Annotated in this window: 24 protein-coding genes; 11 read left to right on the top strand and 13 right to left on the bottom strand. The window is 69.1% G+C overall.

Annotated elements, in window-relative coordinates; genetic code table 11:
• Positions 1-137: 137 nt before the first annotated feature.
• Entirely contained in the window at positions 138-863 is a 726-nt protein-coding gene (locus ABT025_RS02325; protein WP_350988854.1) for a DUF6333 family protein, read from the bottom strand.
• Positions 864-1,079: 216 nt separating this feature from the next.
• On the opposite strand from ABT025_RS02325, the gene ABT025_RS02320 reads away from it, so the two are divergent.
• The 3 genes from ABT025_RS02320 (at position 1,080) to ABT025_RS02310 (ending at position 1,767) form a co-directional block, all read left to right on the top strand.
• On the top strand, positions 1,080-1,247 hold the full coding sequence (locus tag ABT025_RS02320; RefSeq protein ID WP_350988852.1) for a hypothetical protein: 168 nt from the start codon (positions 1,080-1,082) through the stop codon (positions 1,245-1,247).
• Between the two features lie 76 nt (positions 1,248-1,323).
• Positions 1,324-1,446, top strand: coding sequence for a hypothetical protein (locus ABT025_RS02315; protein WP_350988850.1), 123 nt, complete (start codon positions 1,324-1,326; stop codon positions 1,444-1,446).
• Positions 1,447-1,530: 84 nt separating this feature from the next.
• Entirely contained in the window at positions 1,531-1,767 is a 237-nt protein-coding gene (locus tag ABT025_RS02310; RefSeq protein ID WP_350988848.1) for a hypothetical protein, read from the top strand.
• A 160-nt stretch (positions 1,768-1,927) separates the two neighbouring features.
• Here the strand turns inward: ABT025_RS02310 and ABT025_RS02305 are convergent, their stop codons facing one another.
• From ABT025_RS02305 to ABT025_RS02260, 10 genes are all read right to left on the bottom strand, one after another.
• Positions 1,928-2,119 carry a hypothetical protein gene (locus ABT025_RS02305; RefSeq protein ID WP_350988846.1) on the bottom strand — a complete coding sequence of 64 codons (192 nt, stop codon included), beginning with the start codon at positions 2,117-2,119 and terminating at the stop codon, positions 1,928-1,930.
• Between the two features lie 262 nt (positions 2,120-2,381).
• A complete protein-coding gene (locus ABT025_RS02300) occupies positions 2,382-3,776 on the bottom strand; it encodes a DUF3616 domain-containing protein (protein WP_350988844.1) in 1,395 nt (464 codons plus the stop codon).
• 149 nt (positions 3,777-3,925) lie between these two features.
• Positions 3,926-4,264 carry a metal-sulfur cluster assembly factor gene (locus ABT025_RS02295; RefSeq protein ID WP_056783575.1) on the bottom strand — a complete coding sequence of 113 codons (339 nt, stop codon included), beginning with the start codon at positions 4,262-4,264 and terminating at the stop codon, positions 3,926-3,928.
• On the bottom strand, positions 4,261-4,716 hold the full coding sequence (gene sufU, locus ABT025_RS02290) for a Fe-S cluster assembly sulfur transfer protein SufU (protein WP_024492621.1): 456 nt from the start codon (positions 4,714-4,716) through the stop codon (positions 4,261-4,263). The genes ABT025_RS02295 and sufU overlap by 4 nt, the downstream gene beginning before the upstream one ends.
• A 21-nt stretch (positions 4,717-4,737) precedes the next feature.
• On the bottom strand, positions 4,738-6,006 hold the full coding sequence (locus tag ABT025_RS02285; protein WP_350988841.1) for a cysteine desulfurase: 1,269 nt from the start codon (positions 6,004-6,006) through the stop codon (positions 4,738-4,740).
• Entirely contained in the window at positions 6,003-6,767 is a 765-nt protein-coding gene (gene sufC / locus ABT025_RS02280; protein WP_350988839.1) for a Fe-S cluster assembly ATPase SufC, read from the bottom strand. Before sufC ends, ABT025_RS02285 begins: the two co-directional genes overlap by 4 nt.
• A 7-nt stretch (positions 6,768-6,774) precedes the next feature.
• On the bottom strand, positions 6,775-7,092 hold the full coding sequence (locus tag ABT025_RS02275; RefSeq protein ID WP_136328637.1) for a bifunctional 3-phenylpropionate/cinnamic acid dioxygenase ferredoxin subunit: 318 nt from the start codon (positions 7,090-7,092) through the stop codon (positions 6,775-6,777).
• Positions 7,092-8,273, bottom strand: a complete 1,182-nt coding sequence (gene sufD, locus ABT025_RS02270) for a Fe-S cluster assembly protein SufD (protein ID WP_350988837.1) — start codon at positions 8,271-8,273, stop codon at positions 7,092-7,094. The genes ABT025_RS02275 and sufD overlap by 1 nt, the downstream gene beginning before the upstream one ends.
• A gap of 62 nt (positions 8,274-8,335) precedes the next feature.
• The gene (gene sufB, locus ABT025_RS02265) at positions 8,336-9,757 is read right to left on the bottom strand and encodes a Fe-S cluster assembly protein SufB (RefSeq protein ID WP_326735542.1); all 1,422 of its coding nucleotides are present in this window, start codon (positions 9,755-9,757) and stop codon (positions 8,336-8,338) included.
• Positions 9,754-10,497, bottom strand: a complete 744-nt coding sequence (locus ABT025_RS02260) for a helix-turn-helix transcriptional regulator (protein WP_350988834.1) — start codon at positions 10,495-10,497, stop codon at positions 9,754-9,756. Before ABT025_RS02260 ends, sufB begins: the two co-directional genes overlap by 4 nt.
• Positions 10,498-10,633: 136 nt before the next feature.
• Between ABT025_RS02260 and ABT025_RS02255 the strand changes: the two genes are divergently transcribed.
• The 3 genes from ABT025_RS02255 to ABT025_RS02245 all read left to right on the top strand — a co-directional run bounded on the left by ABT025_RS02255 (position 10,634) and on the right by ABT025_RS02245 (position 13,425).
• Positions 10,634-11,581 (top strand): ABC transporter ATP-binding protein, encoded by a 948-nt coding sequence (locus tag ABT025_RS02255; protein WP_350988832.1) that lies wholly within the window; start codon positions 10,634-10,636, stop codon positions 11,579-11,581.
• Entirely contained in the window at positions 11,578-12,345 is a 768-nt protein-coding gene (locus ABT025_RS02250) for an ABC transporter permease (protein WP_350988830.1), read from the top strand. Before ABT025_RS02255 ends, ABT025_RS02250 begins: the two co-directional genes overlap by 4 nt.
• Before the next feature lie 75 nt (positions 12,346-12,420).
• A complete protein-coding gene (locus ABT025_RS02245; RefSeq protein ID WP_350988828.1) occupies positions 12,421-13,425 on the top strand; it encodes a COX15/CtaA family protein in 1,005 nt (334 codons plus the stop codon).
• Positions 13,426-13,602: 177 nt separating this feature from the next.
• On the opposite strand, the gene ABT025_RS02240 is transcribed toward ABT025_RS02245, so the two are convergent.
• Positions 13,603-13,959 carry a hypothetical protein gene (locus ABT025_RS02240; RefSeq protein WP_350988826.1) on the bottom strand — a complete coding sequence of 119 codons (357 nt, stop codon included), beginning with the start codon at positions 13,957-13,959 and terminating at the stop codon, positions 13,603-13,605.
• A gap of 94 nt (positions 13,960-14,053) precedes the next feature.
• Positions 14,054-15,001, bottom strand: coding sequence for a heme o synthase (locus ABT025_RS02235; protein ID WP_350988824.1), 948 nt, complete (start codon positions 14,999-15,001; stop codon positions 14,054-14,056).
• A gap of 461 nt (positions 15,002-15,462) precedes the next feature.
• Between ABT025_RS02235 and tkt the strand changes: the two genes are divergently transcribed.
• From tkt to pgl, 5 genes are read left to right on the top strand one after another with little or no spacing between them, the layout of a single operon-like run.
• Positions 15,463-17,550, top strand: coding sequence for a transketolase (gene tkt, locus ABT025_RS02230; protein ID WP_350988822.1), 2,088 nt, complete (start codon positions 15,463-15,465; stop codon positions 17,548-17,550).
• 34 nt (positions 17,551-17,584) lie between these two features.
• The gene (gene tal / locus ABT025_RS02225) at positions 17,585-18,703 is read left to right on the top strand and encodes a transaldolase (protein WP_350988820.1); all 1,119 of its coding nucleotides are present in this window, start codon (positions 17,585-17,587) and stop codon (positions 18,701-18,703) included.
• Between the two features lie 5 nt (positions 18,704-18,708).
• Positions 18,709-20,241: a glucose-6-phosphate dehydrogenase gene (gene zwf, locus ABT025_RS02220; protein ID WP_350988818.1), complete on the top strand. Its 1,533-nt coding sequence runs from the start codon at positions 18,709-18,711 to the stop codon at positions 20,239-20,241.
• Entirely contained in the window at positions 20,238-21,254 is a 1,017-nt protein-coding gene (gene opcA / locus ABT025_RS02215; RefSeq protein WP_350988816.1) for a glucose-6-phosphate dehydrogenase assembly protein OpcA, read from the top strand. Before zwf ends, opcA begins: the two co-directional genes overlap by 4 nt.
• Positions 21,251-22,036: a 6-phosphogluconolactonase gene (gene pgl, locus ABT025_RS02210; RefSeq protein WP_350988814.1), complete on the top strand. Its 786-nt coding sequence runs from the start codon at positions 21,251-21,253 to the stop codon at positions 22,034-22,036. The genes opcA and pgl overlap by 4 nt, the downstream gene beginning before the upstream one ends.
• Positions 22,037-22,059: the final 23 nt, after the last annotated feature.

Genomic DNA, 22,059 nt, shown 5'->3' with positions numbered 1-22,059 from the left:
ATAGGGGCGGCGCGTAAGGCCCCCGTGACGTGTACGCGCCGACGATTCACCCTAGACCGGCCCGTCGGCGCATAAGGAACGGTTAAGGACGTGTCATCGATCCACCCAGATTGCCCACAAGGGGAGTTGTCGTGTGGTCAGTCGGTGAAGTACAGACTCTCCATGTGGCTTGTCGCGTGCTCGCTGTGCCGCACCCTCAGCGAGGAGGCGACCAGGTCGGCCCTTCCCCACGGGTCCGCCTCTCCCAGGCATGCCGTGGCGAGGGCGCCCCAGTCGTTCTGGTTCGGTTCGTCGTCCAGGTCGACATACACATCGAGGTCTTCGAGTTCCTCAGCGGTGATCCCGAGGGCGGACATCACACCCCGGGGGTCGCCGGTCACGACGAACGGTTCGTCACCGGGCCAGCCGCACGCATGGAACATGGTGCCGTCCGGCAGCCACACGAGGTCCTCGGTGTGCTCGGCACCGCAGTGCACCTCCACCCTGCCGACGATCCGGGCGTCGGGGAAGCGCTCACGCAGCCGGGTGGCCTCCGCGAGCAATGGCATGTCGTTGCCGTCGTCCGCGAACGCCGGATCGGAGACCGACATGACGTTTCCCCACACCCCCACCTGGACGATGTCCAGATCGGCCCTGGTGGCGACCGTGAGTATGTCGCTCCGTCCACGGGGGCCGAGGTCTTCGATCACGTCGTCGACCGTCCCCAGGGAGCGGACGAACTCCGCGGCCCGGTCGGCGTCGTTGGGCGGCGGACCGCCGGCTGCATCCGCGAACGGCGGCTGGAGAACGGTCAGTTCGTATCGGCTGCCACTGCCCCGGGTTTCACGGTCGGGAGGCAAGGTCCAGAAGTCGGTGTCAGACATGCCCGTCACCGTAACGGCTCCCCCGCAGAACCCGTGGCGACCGCCGGACCGGCCGTGCCCGACGTTCACGGCGGGTCGGGCCCCTGACCGACGCGACTGGCGCAGACCAGTACACGTGTTTGATCACGCGGCGGACCTGGGCGCCGGAGCCGACCATGTATGGGCGATGGGCGCCGACTCCTGGGACGACCAGCTGGTCCGGCAGGGGGCCGCGCGATGGGGCTCGGTGACAACTGGACCATTCCCACCGACGAATCCTTCGGCGGAAAGATCATGGCAAGCGACTCCGGCGGACACACTGGAATCCACGACGAAAACTCCGTCAGCCTACGCAACCAGGCAGCCGCCAGCGCCGGCAAACACGACAAGGTGGAACTTGAATAGGCGAGTTGCTCAACTGGGGTTCATCATCGCGATATGCGCGCTGATGGCGGCGTGTTCACACGGAAAGGAGACGGCGGTGAAGACACGGGACAGCGAAACCGTGAAGGCGGACGTCGAGAGGACATCCAGCCGGATTCTCGAGATGCTCGACCTCAAGGGGACGGTCACGGAGCCGGGTGCGATGACGCCGCCCTGCTAGGGCTACGACTCCGCGGAGGAGGTCTACCGAGCACATCACCCCTGGGGTGTTTACACGGCCCCCTTTGCCGATATGAAAAAGGCCATGAACCGCCTGCGGGTCGAGCTCCCGAAAGGGGGATGGAAGATCGTCAAGGACGGTCCGGACCGGAGCCAGGGAAGAAGTCCGCAGATCATCGCGGAATCCGCGGGGCGGGAATTCGCGGTCGACGTGAGGTTGCACAAGGAAGTCATGGCCGAAAACTCCCCGCCCATGCTGGAGGTCACCGTCGAATCGCTTTGTTACCGGTCGCCGGTCACTCCGACGGCTTCGGAGGGATAGCCCGGCGGCAAGCGTGGCCAGAACGCCGATCGGCCCCCGGCAGGCTCGCGCCGGGGGCCGTTCGCGTGCGTACGGTGCGTACTCGGGGTGGCCTGCCGGCGAGTGCAGAACGGACCGGCCGTCGACGTCCTCGGTCCGGCCATCGCTCTCCCGCCCCGGCTCAGTTCCCCCTCGGCACCTCGATGTCGTAGACCAGCGCATACACGATGTCCCTGGCCTGGCGCAGGTCGTAGCCCGTCGCGTCCACGATCACCTTGACCGCCCGAATGGTGTCACCACCCAGCATGAACATGCGGGCGTCGTCCTGCGCCTGGGCCGGAACCGGCAGGGCACGGGCTCGCCGCGGATCCACGCTCCGCGGGATCTTCGGCAGTCCGCCTTCTTCCTTCCTGCCCCACAACACCTTGAGTCCCCAACCTCTCACCCGTACGGCAGTTCGTGGAGAGCATCCTATTCGGACGGTCGGACGTGCCGGGCCCGTCGGCCCTGACGCTCACGGCGAAGGAGGCGAACGGAACGACGGAGACGTGTTGAGGACCGCGCCGCCCGGCTCCGGGGTGACGCCCACCGGGCGGCGCGTGCGGAGGGCGAACCCTGAGGATCGCCGGTCCGGATCAGCCGTTGACGGTGAACCAGGTGGCGCGGGACTTCTTCCACTCGTCGTGGTCGAGGTCCTTGGCCTCCGTGCCGTCCCCGTACAGATCGGCCGAGCCCGCGTCCGTGATCAGCTGGGCGCGTGCGCCGGGCGTGTTCAGGTCCGGTACGTCGACGACGGCCTCCCAGCCGCCCGGGTCGCTGGTCGGCAGGTCGAGCCGCTTGACCGGAGCATGGCTCGCAACGCCGTCCCAGGAGTAGAGCGCGTACGGGTCGGAGTTGTCGTCCGCGGCCCAGGAACCCGCCACGATCAGGTACTGGTCGGCGGAGTTCTTGCGGATGTCGCGGATGCTGAGGCCGCCGAGGTCCAGCTCGATGGGCGTACCGATGACCGCCTTCGCTCCGGAGCCGGCCACCTTGTCGAAGTTGGTGACGGGCACGATCAGGGCCTTGCCGCCCCCCTTCGGCGGAGCGAGCGGTGCCCGGAAGCCGAGGTAGGCGGTGGTCGTCGAGCCGGGTGCGAACTCCAGGCCCTCGATGTTGAACCCGTCGATCTGCTTGGGCACTTCGCCGTCGGCGGTGCCCGCGGCGAAGCCGTAGCGGTTGCCGTTGGCCTTGTCCCAGGCGACGAGGTCGTCCCGGAGCTTCTTGTACGAGCCGCCGACGGTCAGCTGGGTCGCTGCGCCGGAACCGGTCACCGTGGTCGTGAAGACGGTGTTGCGGTCCGCCTTGTACTCGCCGTCCTTGTTGTTGCCCAGGGAACCTGTCCAGTAGATGGTGTTGCCGACCCGGGCCGCGCCCTCGATGTCGATCTCCTTGGAGACGCCGAGCTTCGAGGCGACGTCCCAGGTGCGGACGGGGGCCCCGGAGACCGAGCTGTCGTAGAGGCGCAGGGTGTTGGTCTCGTCGTCGGCGACCACCACATACCCGCCGCCGGCGTCTACCGCGGCCGAGGCGTCGGAGGAGCCGGTGAGGTAGCGGGTGTCGGCCGCGTTCTGCACGGCGGCGGAGGCCGCGAAGTGCAGCGACTTGGTGGCGGTCTTCCCGCCGAGTCCGGTGACCTTGATGGTGAGGTCGGTGTAGCCGCGGGCGTGCGCGGCGACGCGGAGCTGCCGGGTGGCGCCGGTGCCGGTCACGGTGACGTCCCCGGTGGCGGCGACGGACGTCTTGGAGCTGGCGGACGCGGCCACGCCGAGCGCGGTGGCGTCGGCGCCGCTCTGTGCGACGGTGACCGTCACCACGGGGTCGGCGGTGGCGCCGACGGCGCCGGAGAGATAGCCGGCCGACAGGGTGATCGTCGGTGTTCCGTAGCTCGCGGCGTGCGCGGGCACACCGAGGCCCAGGGCGGCCAGCGCCAGGGCGCCTCCCGCGGCGGCGACGGTACGGCGGTGGCGGAGAACGGGGGGATGCGGCACGGCGTACCTCTCGTCGGCGTGGTGTCGAGGAGAAGGTTCCGGTTCCCGGGCCAACGGGCGGCACACACCAGGAGTACGCCGGACGAACAACGTCGAACGGCCCCCGGCGGGCTTGCGCCGGGGGCCGTTCGACGTTCGTACAGGAGTGCTCAGACGTTGAAGCCCAGCGCGCGAAGCTGCTCGCGGCCGTCGTCCGTGATCTTGTCCGGGCCCCACGGCGGCATCCAGACCCAGTTGATCCGGAGCTCGTTGACGATGCCGTCCGTGGCCGACTTCGCCTGGTCCTCGATGACATCGGTCAGCGGGCAGGCCGCAGACGTCAGGGTCATGTCGAGGGTCGCGATGTTGGCGTCGTCGACGTGGATGCCGTAGATCAGGCCCAGGTTGACGACGTCGATGCCCAGCTCGGGGTCGACGACGTCGTACAGGGCCTCGCGGACCTCCTCCTCGGAGGCCGGCTTCGTGGTGAGAGTCTCGTTGTCGCTCATGCCGTCTTCCCTTCGGACAGCGCCTTCGCCGTCGCGTCCTTCCACGCCATCCAGCTCAGCAGCGCGCATTTGACCCGGGCCGGGTACTTGGAGACACCGGCGAACGCGACCGCGTCCTCCAGCACCTCCTCCATCGCATCGTCCGGCTCCAGCTGTCCCTTGGACTGCATCAGCTCCAGGAACGCGGCCTGGATCTTCTGCGCCTCGCCCAGCTCCTTGCCGACCAGCAGCTCGTTCAGCACGGAGGCGCTGGCCTGGCTGATGGAGCAGCCCTGACCCTCGTAGCTCACATCGGCGATCGTCTCGCCGTCGTACCGCACCCGCAACGTGATCTCGTCACCACACGTCGGATTGACGTGGTGCACCTCGGCGTCGCCGTCCCGCAGGCCGCGCCCGTGGGGGTGCTTGTAGTGGTCCAGGATCACTTCCTGGTACATGGAATCAAGCTTCACCAGTCAACCCTCAGCCGCTGTCTAACCGAAAAAGTTCCGGACGTGTTCAAGACCGTCCACCAGGGCGTCGACCTCGGCGGGCGTGGAGTACAGATAGAACGACGCTCGCGTCGTCGCAGGAATTCCGTACCGCAGGCAGACCGGCCGTGCGCAGTGGTGTCCGACCCGGACCGCGATGCCCAGCTCGTCGAGAACCTGGCCCACGTCGTGCGGGTGGATGTCGCCGAGCGTGAAGGAGATCGTGGCGCCGCGGTCCTCCGCGGTGGCGGGACCGATGATCCTGAGGTCAGGGACCTCCAGCAGACGCTTCACCGCGTACTCGGTGATGGCCTGCTCGTGGCGGTGGATGTTCTCCATGCCGATCGCCGAGAGGTAGTCCACGGCCGCGCCGAGGCCCACGGCCTGCGCGATCGGGGGCGTACCGGCCTCGAACTTGTGCGGCGCGGGGGCGTAGGTCGACGAGTGCATCGACACGGTCTCGATCATCTCGCCGCCGCCGAGGAACGGCGGCAGGTCCTCCAGGAGCTCCTGCCGTCCCCAGAGCACGCCGATGCCGGTCGGGCCGACCATCTTGTGACCGGTGAAGGCCACGAAGTCGGCCTGGAGCGCCTGCACGTCGAGCACCATGTGCGGGGCGGCCTGCGAGGCGTCGATGCAGACCAGTGCGCCGACTTCCTGGGCGCGCCGGACGATCTGCTCGACCGGGTTGATCGTGCCCAGGATGTTCGAGACCAGCGTGAAGGAGACGATCTTCGTCTTCTCGGTGATGATCTCGTCGATGTTGGACAGGTCGAGCCGGCCGTCGTCGGTGATGCCGAACCACTTCAGCTTCGCGCCCGTGCGCTGCGAGAGCAGCTGCCACGGCACGATGTTGGAGTGGTGCTCCATCTCCGTGGTGACGATCTCGGTCTCGTGATCGACCCGGTAGGGCTCGTCGGCCCAGCCGAGCATGTTCGCCACGAGGTTGAGCGACTCCGAGGCGTTCTTGGTGAAGATCACCTCGTTGCGGCTGGGCGCGTTGATGAACGCGGCGACCTTGTCACGGGCGCCTTCGTACAGCGCCGTGGCCTCCTCCGCGATCGTGTACACGCCGCGGTGCACATTGGCGTTGTGCCGCTCGTAGTACTCGTTGACGGCATCGAGCACCTGGCGCGGCTTCTGCGAGGTCGCCGCGCTGTCCAGGTAAACGATCTTCTTGCCGTCGTGGACCGTGCGGTCCAGGATCGGGAAGTCCTTGCGGATCGCCTCGGTGTCGAGGAGGCCGGAGAGCCCCTGTCGGGCGTCAGTCACGCGGAAGCGCCACCCTTCGTGTAGGCCTCGTAGCCCTCGTCCTCCAGCTTGTCGGCGAGCTCGGCGCCGCCGGACTCGGCGATACGGCCGTTGGCGAAGACGTGCACGAAGTCGGGCTTGATGTAGCGGAGGATCCGCGTGTAGTGCGTGATCAGCAGGGTGCCGACCTCGCCCGACTCGCGGACCCGGTTGACTCCTTCGGAGACGGTCTTCAGCGCGTCGACGTCCAGGCCGGAGTCGGTCTCGTCGAGGATCGCGATCTTCGGCTTGAGGAGCTCGAGCTGAAGGATCTCGTGGCGCTTCTTCTCACCGCCGGAGAAGCCCTCGTTGACGTTGCGCTCGGCGAACGCCGGGTCCATCTGGAGACCGGCCATCGTCTCCTTGACCTCCTTCACCCAGGTACGCAGCTTGGGCGCCTCGCCGCGGACGGCGGTGGCGGAGGTACGCAGGAAGTTGGAGACCGAGACACCGGGGATCTCGACCGGGTACTGCATGGCGAGGAACAGGCCGGCACGGGCGCGCTCGTCGACGGTCATGTCCAGGACGTTCTCGCCGTCCAGGGTCACCGTGCCACCGGTGACCGTGTACTTGGGGTGGCCTGCGAGGGAGTACGCGAGGGTGGACTTGCCGGACCCGTTGGGGCCCATGATGGCGTGGGTCTCGCCCTGCTTCACGGTCAGGTCGACGCCCTTGAGGATCTCCTTCGTGGCGTTGTCGGCCTCGACGGTGACGTGCAGGTCGCGGATTTCAAGCGTTGCCATGGGTGACTCAGGACTCCTGGGTGACGGAGACGAGCACATCGTCCCCTTCGATCTTGACGGGGTATACGGGGACGGGGCGCGTCGCGGGAAGGCCGGACGGCTTGCCGGTGCGGAGGTCGAAGCTCGATCCGTGCAGCCAGCACTCGATCATGCAGTCCTCGACCTCACCCTCGGACAGCGAGACGTTCGCGTGCGAGCAGATGTCGTTGATCGCGAACACCTCGCCTTCGGTGCGGACGACGGACACCGGCGTGCCGTCGAGCTCCACCCGCTTCGGGGTGTCGTCCTCCAGCTCGCTCAGCGCGCACGCCTTGACGAAGGTCATCAGACCGACGCCTTCAGCTCGGTCTCGATCTTGTCGAGGAGACGGGCTTCGACGTCCGGCAGGCCGATCTGCTGGACCAGCTCGGCGAAGAAGCCACGCACGACGAGGCGGCGGGCCTCCTCGGCCGGGATGCCGCGCGACTGGAGGTAGAAGAGCTGCTCGTCGTCGAAGCGGCCGGTCGCGGAGGCGTGGCCGGCGCCGACGATCTCGCCGGTCTCGATCTCCAGGTTCGGCACCGAGTCGACCCGCGCACCGTCGGTGAGGACCAGGTTGCGGTTCATCTCGTAGGTGTCGGTGCCCTCGGCCGCGGCCTGGATGAGGACGTCGCCGATCCATACGGCGTGCGCACCGTCGCCCTGCAGTGCGCCCTTGTAGGCCACGTTGGACTTGCAGTGCGGGGTGTTGTGGTCGACCAGGAGGCGGTGCTCCTGGTGCTGGCCCTTGTCGGTGAAGTACAGACCGAAGAGCTCCGCCTCGCCGCCGGGGCCCGCGTAGGCGATCCGCGGGTGAAGACGGACGAGGTCACCGCCGAAGGTGACGACGATGGACTTGAAGGAGGCGTCGCGGCCGACCAGCGCGTTGTGCTGGCCGACGTGGACGGCCTGCTCGTCCCAGTCCTGGACGGAGACGACGGTCAGCTTCGCACCGTCGCCGAGGACGTAGTCGACGTTGGCGGCGAGCACCGCGTCACCGGTGTGGTCGATGACGACGACGGCCTCGGCGAAGGCGCCCAGCTCGATGACCTGGTGGCCGTACGCGACGCCGCCCTCACCGTGCACGGCGATCCGGATCGGCTCCGTGAGCACGGCTTCCTTGCCGACGGTGACGACGGAGGCCTGCTCGAAGGACGAGTACGCCTGCGCGGCGACCCGGTCCACCGGCGTGCCGGCCTTGCCGAGGCGGGCGTCGTCACGGCCGACGGTCTCGACCGTGACACCCACGGGGGCCTCGATGGCGACCTTCACACCGCTGCCGGTGGACGCGGCCGTGCCGTCGTGCAGCCCGCGCAGCCGCTCCAGCGGCGTGAACCGCCACTCCTCCTCGCGGCCGTGCGGGACGGGGAAGTCCGCGACGTCGAAGGACGGGGGCGCGCTCATGCGCGTGGCGACGGTCGACTCGGCGGCCACCGCGATGGAGCCGGCAGTGGTGGATCCCGCCGGGATGTTCTGAGCCTCAGCCATGGCTGTCGTAGTGCTCGCTTTCTCAGTCGGACAGATGTCAGGGGGATTCGGTCGTCGGCGTACTAGCCGACCGAACCCTCCATCTGGAGCTCGATCAGCCGGTTGAGCTCGAGGGCGTACTCCATGGGGAGCTCCTTCGCGATCGGCTCGACGAAGCCGCGCACGATCATCGCCATCGCCTCGAACTCGGTCATGCCGCGGCTCATCAGGTAGAAGAGCTGGTCCTCGGAGACCTTGGAGACGGTCGCCTCGTGACCCATCGACACGTCGTCCTCGCGGACGTCGACGTACGGGTAGGTGTCGGAGCGCGAGATGGTGTCGACCAGCAGCGCGTCACACAGCACGTTGGACTTCGAGCCGGGCGCGCCCTCGCCGATCTCGATCAGACCGCGGTAGGAGGTGCGACCGCCGCCTCGTGCCACCGACTTGGAGACGATGTTCGACGAGGTGTTCGGGGCCATGTGGACCATCTTGGCGCCGGCGTCCTGGTGCTGGCCCTCGCCCGCGAAGGCGATGGACAGGGTCTCGCCCTTGGCGTGCTCGCCCATCAGGTAGACGGCCGGGTACTTCATGGTGACCTTGGAGCCGATGTTGCCGTCGACCCACTCCATGGTCGCGCCCTCGTAGGCGACGGCGCGCTTGGTCACCAGGTTGTAGACGTTGTTCGACCAGTTCTGGATCGTCGTGTAGCGGCAGCGGCCGCCCTTCTTCACGATGATCTCGACGACCGCGGAGTGCAGGGAGTCCGAGGAGTAGATCGGCGCGGTGCAGCCCTCGACGTAGTGGACGTAGGCGTCCTCGTCGACGATGATCAGCGTCCGCTCGAACTGGCCCATGTTCTCCGTATTGATACGGAAGTAGGCCTGGAGCGGGATCTCCACGTGCACGCCCTTCGGCACGTAGATGAACGAGCCACCGGACCACACGGCCGAGTTCAGCGAGGCGAACTTGTTGTCACCGACGGGGATGATCGTGCCGAAGTACTCCTTGAAGAGCTCCGGGTGCTCCTTCAGCGCGGTGTCGGTGTCCATGAAGATGACACCCTGCGCCTCCAGCTCCTCGTTGATCTGGTGGTAGACGACCTCGGACTCGTACTGCGCGGCGACACCGGCGACGAGGCGCTGCTTCTCCGCCTCCGGGATGCCGAGCTTGTCGTACGTGTTCTTGATGTCCTCGGGCAGGTCCTCCCAGGACTCCGCCTGCTTCTCCGTGGAACGCACGAAGTACTTGATGTTGTCGAAGTCGATGCCCGACAGGTCCGAGCCCCAGTTCGGCATGGGCTTCTTGCCGAAGAGCTTGAGGCCCTTGAGCCGCAGCTTCAGCATCCACTCCGGCTCGTTCTTCTTCTCCGAGATATCGCGGACGACAGCCTCGGAGAGGCCGCGCTTGGCCGCTGCGCCTGCCGCGTCGGAGTCGGCCCAACCGAATTCGTACGTGCCCAGGCCATCGAGCTCAGGGTGGGCAGTCTCCGTAGGGAGCGTCATGCGGGGTTCCTCCCGGCCGTGCTTGCAGATGCTGAATCGGTGGTCTGTGGGGTGGTGGGGTGCCCGCTGCGCGGAATGTACGTCGTACACACCCCGTCGCCGTGGGCGATGGTGGCGAGACGCTGCACATGGGTCCCCAGGAGGCTGGAGAAGATCTCCGTCTCCGCCTCGCACAGCTGCGGGTACTGCTCGGCGACATGTGCGACCGGGCAGTGGTGCTGGCACAGCTGCTCACCTTGCTGCGGGCCCGGCGCGCTGCGCGCCGTAGCAGCGTACCCGTCGGCGGACAAGGCCTTGGCCAGCGCCTCCGTACGGGATTCGGGGTCCGCGGCCTCGATGGCCGCGCGGTAGGCCGCCGACTGGTCGGCGATCCTGGCCCGGGCGAAAACCATGACCGCTTCGTCGCCCGAGGTCTCGGCGATCCAGCGCAGGGCGTCCGCGGCCAGCTGGTCGTACGACTGGTCGAAGGCGTCCCGGCCGCAGTCGGTCAGGGCGAACACCTTGGCCGGGCGGCCGCGGGTCCGCGCCCCGTACACCCGCTGCTCGCGGGCCTCGACGACGACGTCGGAGACGAGGGCGTCGAGATGGCGGCGGACAGCCGCCTGGGTGAGTCCCAGGCGCTTCGCCAGGTCGGCGACGGTGGACGGGCCGTGGTCCAGGATGGAGCGCGCGACCCGGTTGCGCGTCGAGCGCTCGCCGGTCGCGAGTTCCTCCTGCGGAGCCTCGCCAACGTATTTCACAACGCCATTGTTGCGTAATTCCTCCGGCTCTGACAACCACGGTCCGGAACGATCAAGGGTGGAATCCATCACTTAGGGTTACCTAATCAAGCCCCCGGACCGGTCCCCGGCAGGCGGCTGCCTAGACTTACCGCCCATGAAGAGCGAGCCCGCCCCACCCCCCTCCGGCCCGGCTGTCCAGGTCCGCGGCCTGGTGAAGCGGTACGGCAGCAAAGCCGCGGTGGACGGCCTCGACCTGGACGTCCGGGCCGGCGCGGTCACCGCGATCCTCGGCCCCAACGGCGCGGGCAAGACCACCACGATCGAGACCTGCGAGGGATACCGCCGACCGGATGACGGGACGGTCCGGGTCCTCGGCCTCGACCCGGTCGCCGACGCGGCGCGCCTGCGCCCCCGCATCGGCGTGATGCTCCAGTCCGGCGGCGTCTACTCCGGCGCGCGCGCCGACGAGATGCTCCGCCACATGGCGAAACTGCACGCCCACCCCCTGGACGTGGACGCTCTCATCGAACGCCTGGGCCTGGGCAGCTGCGGCCGCACCACCTACCGCCGGCTCTCCGGCGGCCAGCAGCAGCGGCTCGCCCTGGCGATGGCCGTCGTGGGCCGCCCGGAGCTGGTCTTCCTGGACGAGCCGACCGCGGGCCTCGACCCGCAGGCCCGCCGCTCCACCTGGGAACTCGTACGAGAACTGCGTACCGACGGGGTCTCCGTCGTCCTCACCACCCACTTCATGGACGAGGCCGAGGAGCTCGCCGACGACGTCGCCATCATCGACGCCGGCCGGCTCCTCACCCAGGGCAGCCCCGAGGCGCTCTGCCGCGGCGGCGCTGAGAACACCCTGCGCTTCACCGGCCGCCCCGGCCTCGACCTCGGCTCCCTGCTGAAGGCGCTGCCCGACGGCACGGAGGCGGCCGAGCTCGCCACCGGCGCGTACCGCATCACCGGCGACGTCGACCCGCAGCTGCTGGCCACCGTCACCTCCTGGTGCGCCCAGCACGGCGTGATGCCCTCCGGCATCTCCGTCGAGCGCCACACCCTGGAGGACGTCTTCCTCGAACTGACCGGCAAGGAGCTGCGCGCATGAGTGCCGGTACGTACGTCCCCCGGCCGGGCGCCGCCCCGCTGCCCCGCATGATCGCCGCGCAGACCGCGCTGGAGACCCGGATGCTGCTGCGCAACGGCGAGCAGCTGCTGCTGACGGTGATCATCCCGACGCTGCTGCTCGTGCTGTTCAGCGCGGTCGACATCGTGGACACCGGCTCGGGCGAGTCGGTCGACTTCCTGACCCCGGGCATCCTCGCCCTCGCCGTGATGTCCACGGCCTTCACCGGCCAGGCCATCGCCACCGGATTCGAGCGGCGCTACGGCGTGCTCAAGCGGCTTGCCGCCTCGCCGCTCCCCCGCTGGGGGCTGATGACCGCCAAGACGCTCGCGGTGCTGGTCACCGAGGTGCTCCAGGTCGTGCTGCTGACGGTGATCGCGTTCGCGCTGGGCTGGTCGCCGCACGGCAATCCGTTCGCCGTACTGCTGCTCCTGGTCCTCGGCACCGCCGCGTTCTCCGGGCTCGGGCTGCTGATGGCCGGGACGCTGAAGGCGGAGGCGACGCTTGCCGCCGCCAACCTGGTCTTCCTGCTGCTGCTGGTCGGCGGCGGAGTCATCGTGCCGCTGGAGAAGTTCCCGGACGCGGTGCAGTCCGTGCTGGGGCTGCTGCCGATCGCGGCCCTCTCGGACGGGCTGCGGGACGTCCTGCAGCACGGTGCGGCGATGCCGTGGGGCGACCTGGGGATCCTGGCGGTGTGGACGGTGCTGGGACTGGGCGCGGCGGCCAGGTTCTTCCGCTGGGAGTGAGCCTCCGTAAGCGCTCCGTCGACGGTTCGGGGTAATCGTCCCCCTCGTGAAAGCTTGCACAAGCGGCCGCCTACGATGGTGCGCGTGCCCAAGCTGACCCGAGCCGAAGTCGCTCAAGCCGTGCGGAACCCGCTCCTTTACATCGCCGATCGCTGGACGCCGTCCCCCCGGACCGTCCGCCGTGCGGCCATGTCGGCCGTCGTCATGGCCGTCGCCATCGTCGTCACCGGCGGTGCCGTACGGCTGACCGGTTCCGGCCTCGGCTGCCCGACCTGGCCCAAGTGCACCGACGACAGCCTCACGGCGACCGGCGAGATGGGCTTCCACGGCGCGATCGAGTTCGGCAACCGGATGCTCACCTACGTCCTGTGCGCGGCGGTCGGGTGGGCGATCATCGCCGCCCGGTCCGCCAAGCCCTGGCGCCGCAGCCTCACCCGGCTCGGCTGGGCGCAGTTCTGGGTGGTCATGGGCAACGCCGTGCTCGGCGGCATCGTGGTGCTGGTCGGCCTGAACCCGTACACCGTCGCGGCACACTTCCTGCTCTCCACCGCACTGCTCACGATCGCCCTGGTGACGTGGCAGCGGGTCGGTGAGGGCGACACGGCGCCGCGCCCCCTGGTGGGCAAGGCCGTCTCGCAGCTCACCTGGCTGCTGGCGGTCGCCGCGGGGCTGCTGGTCGCGGTCGGCACGGTGGTCACGGGGGCCGGGCGGCACGCCGGTGACTCCAGCGACGTCCACCGCATCCCGATCGACTGGAAGATGATCGCCCAGCTGCACGCCGACCTGGCGTGGGTCGTGGTGGCGCTGACCGTCGCGCTCTGGTTCGTCCTGAAGGCCGTCGACGCGCCGGTGGGACCGCTGCGCCGAGCCCGGGACCTGTTCGTGATCCTGATGGCGCAGGGCGTGGTCGGGTATGTGCAGTATTTTACCGACACGCCGGAAGTGCTGGTCGGACTCCACATGTTCGGCTCGTGCCTGGTCTGGATCGGCGTCGTTCGCGTACTGCTGTCGCTGCGTGAACGGCCGGTGGAGGTCGGTCCGGCCGCCACCCCGCACAGCGAGTCCGCACTTATCGCCTGACAAGGCGCACGCCTGGCGCAAATGGCGCAAGGCGTCGTGGGGGACGCGCGGTACGGACCACCCCCGGTGCGCGGCATGCGTCCCGACGAGCTTGCCCGGGCAGGTTTCGCCAACCGCTCGGCAAAAGCCCCCTGCCCGCCGGAGTGAGTCCGGCGGGCAGGGGGCTTTCGGCCGCTCTCAGGCCCTGTTCGCCGGGCCGCCGATCTGGATGCCGGCCATGCGGGTCCACTCGTACGGGCCCGTGTGGACCTTCGCCGCGAACTCGCCGTCGAAGGACTCGTGCATCGTGATCCCGGACTTCTGCGCGGCGCTCTCGGCGACCGCGTACGAGGGGGCGACGAGATCGCCCCAGCCGCCGTCCTCGCCGACGAGAACGATGCGGGTGCCCATCTGCCCGATGTAGGCCAGCTGCCCCTCGGCACCGCCGTGCGCCTTCGCGAAGGCACCGATCTGCTTGGCCAGCCTGGCCGCCCTGCGCTCCGCGCGCGCCGCCTGCTTGCCGTCCACCTGCTGGGTCTCAGCCGTCTCTGCCATGCACAGGATGCTACCGATGGGTAGACCAACGTGCGACGGGCGGGGAGCGTGGCCTGTGCCACGCTCCCCGCCCGTCGGCGGATCACGAGAGGTGCTACCTCAGGAAGGGGTCCACCGCCACTGCGACGAACAGCAGCGACACATAGGTGATCGACCAGTGGAACAGCCGCATCTCCTTGAGCTTCCCGCCGGTCGCACCGGACTTCGCCCGGCTCAGCAGCGCGTGCGCCTCCCAGAGCCAGAAGCCACCGGTCAGCACCGCCACCACCGTGTAGAACCAGCCGGTGTAGCCCAGCGGGGTCAGCAGCAGCGAGACGGCCACCATCACCCAGCTGTAGAGCACGATCTGGCGGGCCACCACCCGGTTGGAGGCAATGACCGGAAGCATGGGAACGCCGACCCGCGCGTAGTCGTCCTTCACCTTCATGGAGAGCGGCCAGTAGTGCGGCGGCGTCCAGAAGAAGATGACGGCGAAGAGGATCACCGCGGCCCAGGACATCGAGTTCGTCACGGCCGACCAGCCGATGAGCACCGGCATGCAGCCCGCGATGCCGCCCCAGACGATGTTCTGCGAGGTGCGGCGCTTCAGGATCATCGTGTACACGACGACGTAGAAGAGCAGGGCACCGAGCGAGAGCGCTGCCGACAGCCAGTTCACCAGCAGGCCGAACCAGACCGTCGAGATCACCGCGAGGGCGATACCGAAGGCCAGGCACTCGCGCGGGCTCACCATGCCGGTGACCAGCGGGCGCTGCGACGTACGGTCCATCAGCGCGTCGATGTCGCGATCGATGTACATGTTCAGTGCATTGGCACCGCCGGCGGACAGATATCCGCCGATGGTGGTAGTGAGCACGAGCCACAGGTCGGGTACACCCTGAGCGGCCAGGAACATCACCGGAACAGTGGTGATCAGCAACAGCTCGATGATCCGAGGCTTGGTCAGTGCCACGAATGCCTTGACACGGGCCCCGAATGGGCGATGGCCCCCTGGGCTCGGAGTCAAGGCGACCCCTGCGGGTCGGGACTCGACGGCCGTCACGCACACCCCTGACAGAGAAATCCCAGCAAGCTCCGGGCGTGAAGGCCCAGTAAAGACTTGCGCGAACCAGACCACTGTAGACGTTGGGGACAGGGCGCCCTTCGCGGGGGTGGGGTCGTGTTGATGTGGCGCGGGACGTTGCCGCGGCACATGCGCGAACCCTCTCCCCCCTACCCGCGGGATGCCGACGGGTACCGCTCGCACAGATGTGCTCCGGTGCACTCACCGAAGGTCTCAGGGGTGGGCCGGGACGCTCATCGGAGGCCTCAGGAGTGAGCCCGCACGCTCATCGGAGTGGGCCCATCGGTGAGCCTCCGCGCTCATACGGGAGGCGGATTCGACGGGCCGCCCGCACCCTGGAAGCAGCCGGAAATCGCGGGTCGGGACGGGGGTAGGCTCGACAACGCCCGGTGCGGACACAGTCACCGGTTTACGACAGTGGAGAGGAGCCCTGACTCAGGGTGAGCACCAAGCCGACCACCACAGACCTCCAGTGGACCGAATTGGACCAGCGGGCCGTGGACACCGTCCGCGTCCTCGCCGCGGACGCCGTACAGAAGGTCGGAAACGGCCACCCGGGTACGGCCATGAGCCTGGCTCCCGCCGCGTACACCATCTTCCAGAAGGTGATGCGGCACGACCCCGCCGACGCGGAGTGGACCGGTCGCGACCGGTTCGTGCTCTCGGCGGGCCACACCAGCCTGACCCTCTACATCCAGCTCTACCTGGCCGGGTACGGCCTGGAGCTCGATGACCTGAAGGCCTTCCGCACTTGGGGCTCCAAGACCCCGGGGCACCCGGAGTACGGCCACACCACGGGCGTGGAGACGACGACCGGCCCCCTGGGCCAGGGTGTCGCCAACGCCGTGGGCATGGCCATGGCGGCCCGCTACGAGCGCGGTCTGTTCGACCCGGAGGCGGCTCCCGGCACCTCCCCGTTCGACCACATGGTGTGGGCCATCGCAGGTGACGGCTGCCTCCAGGAGGGCATCTCCGCGGAGGCGTCCTCGCTGGCCGGGCACCAGAAGCTGGGCAACCTGGTCCTGCTGTGGGACGACAACCACATCTCCATCGAGGGCGACACGGAGACCGCGGTCTCCGAGGACACCCTGAAGCGCTACGAGGCGTACGGCTGGCACGTCCAGCGCGTCGAGCAGCTGCCCAGCGGAGACCTGGACCCGGCGGGTCTGTACAAGGCCCTGCTGGCCGCCAAGGCGGAGACCGGGCGCCCGTCGTTCATCGCGGCCCGCTCGATCATCGCCTGGCCCGCGCCGAGCGCCCAGAACACCGAGGCCTCGCACGGCTCCGCGCTCGGCGACGACGAGGTCGCCGCGACCAAGCGGGTGCTGGGCTTCGACCCGGAGAAGACCTTCGAGGTCGCCGACGAGGTCATCGCGCACACCCGTGAGGCGCTGGACCGCGGCCGCGAGGCCAAGGCCGAGTGGGAGAAGACCTTCGCCGCGTGGCGCACCGCCAACCCGGAGCGCGCCGCCGAGTTCGACCGGATCTCCGCGGGCGAGCTGCCCGAGGGATGGGAGGACAAGCTCCCGGTCTTCGAGCCCGGCAAGGGCGTCGCCACCCGCGCGGCCTCCGGCAAGGTGCTCCAGGCGCTCGGTGAGATCGTCCCCGAGCTGTGGGGCGGCTCCGCCGACCTCGCGGGCTCGAACAACACCACGATCGACAAGACGTCGTCGTTCCTCCCGGCCGGCAACCCGCTGCCGGGCGCGGACCCGTACGGCCGCACGATCCACTTCGGTATCCGCGAGCACGCCATGGCCGCGGCCATGAACGGCATCGCGCTGCACGGCAACACCCGCATCTACGGCGGCACCTTCCTGGTGTTCTCCGACTACATGCGCAACGCCGTGCGCCTGTCCGCGCTGATGCACCTTCCGGTGACGTACGTGTGGACGCACGACTCGATCGGTCTCGGCGAGGACGGCCCGACCCACCAGCCGGTGGAGCACCTGGCCTCGCTGCGCGCGATCCCGGGCCTGAACGTCGTCCGCCCGGCCGACGCCAACGAGACCTCCCTCACCTGGCGCGAGATCCTGCGCCGCTACACCAAGGTGTTCGGCAAGGGTGCCCCGCACGGTCTGGCGCTGACGCGGCAGGGCGTGCCCACGTACGAGGCGAACGAGAACGCGGTCAAGGGCGGCTACGTGCTCTTCGAGGCCGAGGGCGGCGAGCCCCAGGTCCTGCTGATCGGTACGGGCTCCGAGGTCCACCTCGCGGTCGAGGCGCGCGAGGAGCTCCAGGCCGCCGGCATCCCGACCCGTGTGGTGTCGATGCCGTGTGTCGAGTGGTTCGAGGAGCAGGACCAGGCGTACAAGGACAGCGTCCTGCCGCCGTCGGTGAAGGCCCGGGTCGCCGTCGAGGCGGGCATCGGTCTCACCTGGTACCGGTACGTCGGCGACGCCGGCCGGATCGTGTCGCTGGAGCACTTCGGCGCCTCGGCCGACGCCAAGGTCCTCTTCCGCGAGTTCGGCTTCACCGGCGAGGCCGTCGCGGCCGCCGCCCGGGAATCTCTCGCCGCCGTCACGCGCTGACGCCGTTATACGACTAGTAGGAGATGCAATTCTCATGACAGACGCACTCAAGCGCCTCTCCGACGAGGGCGTGGCGATCTGGCTCGACGACCTTTCGCGCAAGCGGATCACCTCGGGCAACCTCGCCGAGCTGATCGACCAGAGCCACGTCGTGGGTGTCACGACCAACCCCTCGATCTTCCAGAAGGCGATCTCGCACGGCGACGGTTACGAGCAGCAGCTCACCGACCTCGCCACCCGCAAGGTCACCGTGGACGAGGCCATCCGCATGATCACCACGGCGGACGTCCGTGACGCCGCCGACATCCTGCGTCCCGTCTTCGACACCACGGACGGCCAGGACGGCCGGGTCTCCATCGAGGTCGACCCGCGTCTGGCCCACCACACGGCCCCCACGGTCGCCGAGGCCAAGCAGCTGGCCTGGCTGGTGGACCGGCCGAACACGCTCATCAAGATCCCGGCGACGAAGGCCGGCCTGCCGGCGATCACCGAGGTCATCGGCAAGGGCATCAGCGTCAACGTCACGCTGATCTTCTCGCTGGAGCGCTACCGCGAGGTCATGGACGCCTACCTGGCGGGTCTGGAGAAGGCGAAGGCCGCGGGCCTGGACCTGTCCAAGATCCACTCGGTGGCCTCGTTCTTCGTGTCCCGCGTGGACTCCGAGATCGACAAGCGGCTCGAAGCGATCGGCACCGACGAGGCCAAGGCGCTGAAGGGCAAGGCGGCTCTCGCCAACGCCCGGCTCGCCTACCAGGCGTTCGAGGAGGTCTTCTCCTCGGACCGCTGGGCCGCGCTGGACAAGGCGCACGCCAACAAGCAGCGCCCGCTGTGGGCCTCCACCGGTGTGAAGGACCCCGCGTACAAGGACACCCTGTACGTGGACGACCTTGTCGCCCCCGGCACGGTGAACACCATGCCCGAGGCCACCCTGGACGCCACCGCGGACCACGGACAGATCACGGGCAACACCATCGCCGGCACCTACGAGCAGGCCCGTGCCGAGCTCGACGCCGTCGAGAAGCTGGGTGTCTCGTACGACGACGTCGTCCAGCTCCTCGAGGACGAGGGCGTCGAGAAGTTCGAGGCCGCCTGGATCGACCTGCTCAACTCGACCGAGGCAGAGCTCAAGCGCCTCGCCCCTTCGGAGGGCTGACCACTTTGTCTGGTGTTCCCGGAGCCAACCCGCTCCGTGACGCCCAGGACCGACGGCTCCCGCGTATCGCGGGGCCGTCGGGCCTGGTCATCTTTGGCGTCACGGGCGATTTGTCCCGTAAAAAGCTGATGCCCGCCGTCTACGACCTGGCCAATCGCGGCCTGCTGCCGCCGGGCTTCTCGCTCATCGGTTTCGCGCGCCGCGAGTGGCAGGACGAGGACTTCGCACAGGAGGTCCACGACGCCGTCAAGCAGCACGCCCGTACCGAGTTCCGTGAAGAGGTCTGGCAGCAGCTCATCCAGGGGATGCGCTTCGTCCAGGGCAACTTCGACGACGACGAGGCCTTCGAGACCCTGAAGGCGACCATCCAGGAGCTCGACCAGGCACAGGGGACGGGCGGCAACTTCGCCTTCTACCTCTCCGTGCCGCCGAAGTTCTTCCCCAAGGTCGTCCAGCAGCTCAAGAAGCACGGGCTCGCCGACCAGAAGGAGGGCTCCTGGCGGCGTGCCGTCATCGAGAAGCCCTTCGGTCACGACCTGAAGAGCGCGCAGGAGCTCAACCAGCTCGTGCACGACGTCTTCCCGCCCAACGAGGTCTTCCGGATCGACCACTACCTGGGCAAGGAGACGGTCCAGAACATCCTGGCGCTGCGGTTCGCCAACACGATGTTCGAGCCGATCTGGAACCGGAGCTACGTCGACCACGTCCAGATCACGATGGCCGAGGACATCGGCATCGGCGGCCGGGCCGGCTACTACGACGGCATCGGCGCCGCCCGTGACGTCATCCAGAACCACCTGCTCCAGCTGCTGGCGCTGACCGCGATGGAGGAGCCCGGCTCCTTCCACCCGAAGGCACTGGTCGCCGAGAAGCTCAAGGTGCTCACTGCCGTCGAGCTGCCGGACGACCTCGGCAAGCACACCGTGCGCGGTCAGTACGCGCACGCGTGGCAGGGCGGCGAGGAGGTCCTCGGCTATCTGGAGGAGGACGGTATCGACCCCAAGTCGAAGACCGACACCTTCGCCGCGATCAAGCTGACGGTCAACAACCGGCGCTGGGCGGGCGTGCCGTTCTACCTCCGTACCGGAAAGCGGCTCGGCCGGCGGGTCACGGAGATCGCGGTCGTCTTCAAGCGCGCCCCCTACCTCCCGTTCGAGTCGGGAGCGACGGAGGAGCTGGGCGGCAACGCCCTGGTCATCCGGGTCCAGCCGGACGAGGGCGTCACCGTGCGGTTCGGCTCCAAGGTGCCCGGCACCTCGATGGAGGTCCGGGACGTGACGATGGACTTCGCCTACGGCGAGTCCTTCACCGAGTCCAGCCCGGAGGCCTACGAGCGGCTCATCCTCGATGTGCTGCTCGGCGACGCCAACCTCTTCCCCCGCCACCAGGAGGTCGAACTCTCCTGGAACATCCTCGACCCGATCGAGGAGTACTGGGACAAGCACGGCAAGCCCGCGCAGTACCCGGCGGGCACCTGGGGCCCGGCCGAGGCGGACGAGATGCTCGCACGAGACGGACGGAGCTGGCGCCGGCCATGAAGATCGATCTCACGGAAACCACTTCCAGCAAGATCAACCAGGCGCTGGTGTCGGCCCGTCGTGCCATCGGCACCCCGGCGATCGGCATGGTGCTCACCCTGGTCATCGTCACCGACGAGGAGAACGCCTACGACGCTCTCAAGTCGGCCGGCGACGCCTCGCGCGAGCACCCCTCGCGGATCATCGCGGTGATCAAGCGGGTCAGCCGCTCGCCGCGCAGCCGTCGCGACGCCCGGCTGGACGCCGAGGTCCGGGTCGGCTCCGACGCGGGCACCGGTGAGACCGTGGTGCTCCGGCTCCACGGCGAGCTGGCCAACCACGCCCAGTCGGTGGTCCTGCCGCTGCTGCTGCCGGACGCCCCGGTCGTGGTCTGGTGGCCCGAGGCCGCGCCCGCCGATCCGACGAAGGACCCGCTGGGCGCGCTCGCCCAGCGCCGGATCACGGACACCTACTCGGCGGAGCACCCGATCGACGAGCTGGCGGTGCGCGCCAAGTCGTACACCCCCGGCGACACCGATCTGGCCTGGACCCGGATCACGCCGTGGCGCTCCATGCTGGCGGCCGCACTCGACCAGCAGGCCGTGGACGTCGTCTCGGCGACGGTCGAGGGCGAATCCGAGAACCCGAGCTGCGAGCTGCTGGCCATGTGGCTCGCGGACCGGCTCCAGGTCCCGGTCGAGCGCACCATGTCCGGCGGCCCCGGTCTGACGGCCGTCCGGATGGAGACCAAGTCCGGCACGATCGTGCTGGACCGGGCCGATGGTTCGCTGGCCACGCTCTCCATGGTGGGACAGCCGGACCGTGCGGTGGCGCTCAAGCGCCGGGAGACCGCGGAGCTGCTCGCCGAGGAGCTCCGCCGGCTCGACCCGGACAACACCTACGAGTCCTCCGTGAAGTTCGGCGTGGAGCGGCTCGGGGAAGCGGCGAAGCCCAAGGCCGCCGCATCCGCGGCGCCGGCCGCTCCCGCCGCCAAGAAGGCGACGCCACCGGCGAAGAAGGCGGCGTCGAAGTGAGCGTCGTCCCCCAGCTCGTCGTGCACCGCGACAAGGAGCTGATGGCGCAGGCCGCGGCGGCCCGGCTGATCACGAAGATCGTGGACGCCCAGGCCGCACGCGGTCACGCCTCGGTGGTACTCACCGGCGGCCGTAACGGCAACGGCCTGCTGGCCGCACTCGCCGAAGCGCCCGCCCGGGACGCGGTCGACTGGTCGCGGCTCGACCTGTGGTGGGGCGACGAGCGGTTCCTGCCGGAGGGCGATCCTGAGCGCAATGTCACGCAGGCCCGCAAGGCCCTGCTGGACTCGGTGCCGCTGGACCCGTCCCGGGTGCACGCGATGCCCGCGTCGGACGGGCCGTACGGCCAGGACGCCGATGCGGCGGCCGCGGCGTACGCCGCCGAACTGGCCGCTGCGGCCGGTCCGGAGGACCACGGGCCGGTGCCGGTGTTCGACGTGCTGATGCTGGGCGTCGGCCCCGACACCCATGTCGCCTCGCTCTTCCCGGAGCTGCCCGCGGTACGGGAGACCGAGCGCACCGTCGTCGGTGTGCACGGGGCGCCCAAGCCGCCGCCCGTCCGCGTCTCGCTCACGCTGCCCGCCATCCGGGCGGCGCGCGAGGTGTGGCTCCTCGCGGCGGGCGAGGACAAGGCGGAGGCCGCGGCCATCGCCCTGTCGGGGGCCGGGGAGATCCAGGCCCCGGCCGCGGGCGCGTACGGTCGCAGCCGCACGTTGTGGCTGCTGGACGCGGCGGCGGCCTCGCGGCTGCCGCGCGCCCTGTACCCGCCGGCCTCGGCCTGAACGGCTGTCAGCGGTACCGCACG

The organism is Streptomyces sp. NPDC002809, from assembly GCF_040295435.1.
Lineage (GTDB): Bacteria > Actinomycetota > Actinomycetes > Streptomycetales > Streptomycetaceae > Streptomyces.
This window is presented reverse-complemented; position numbering and strand designations above follow the sequence as displayed.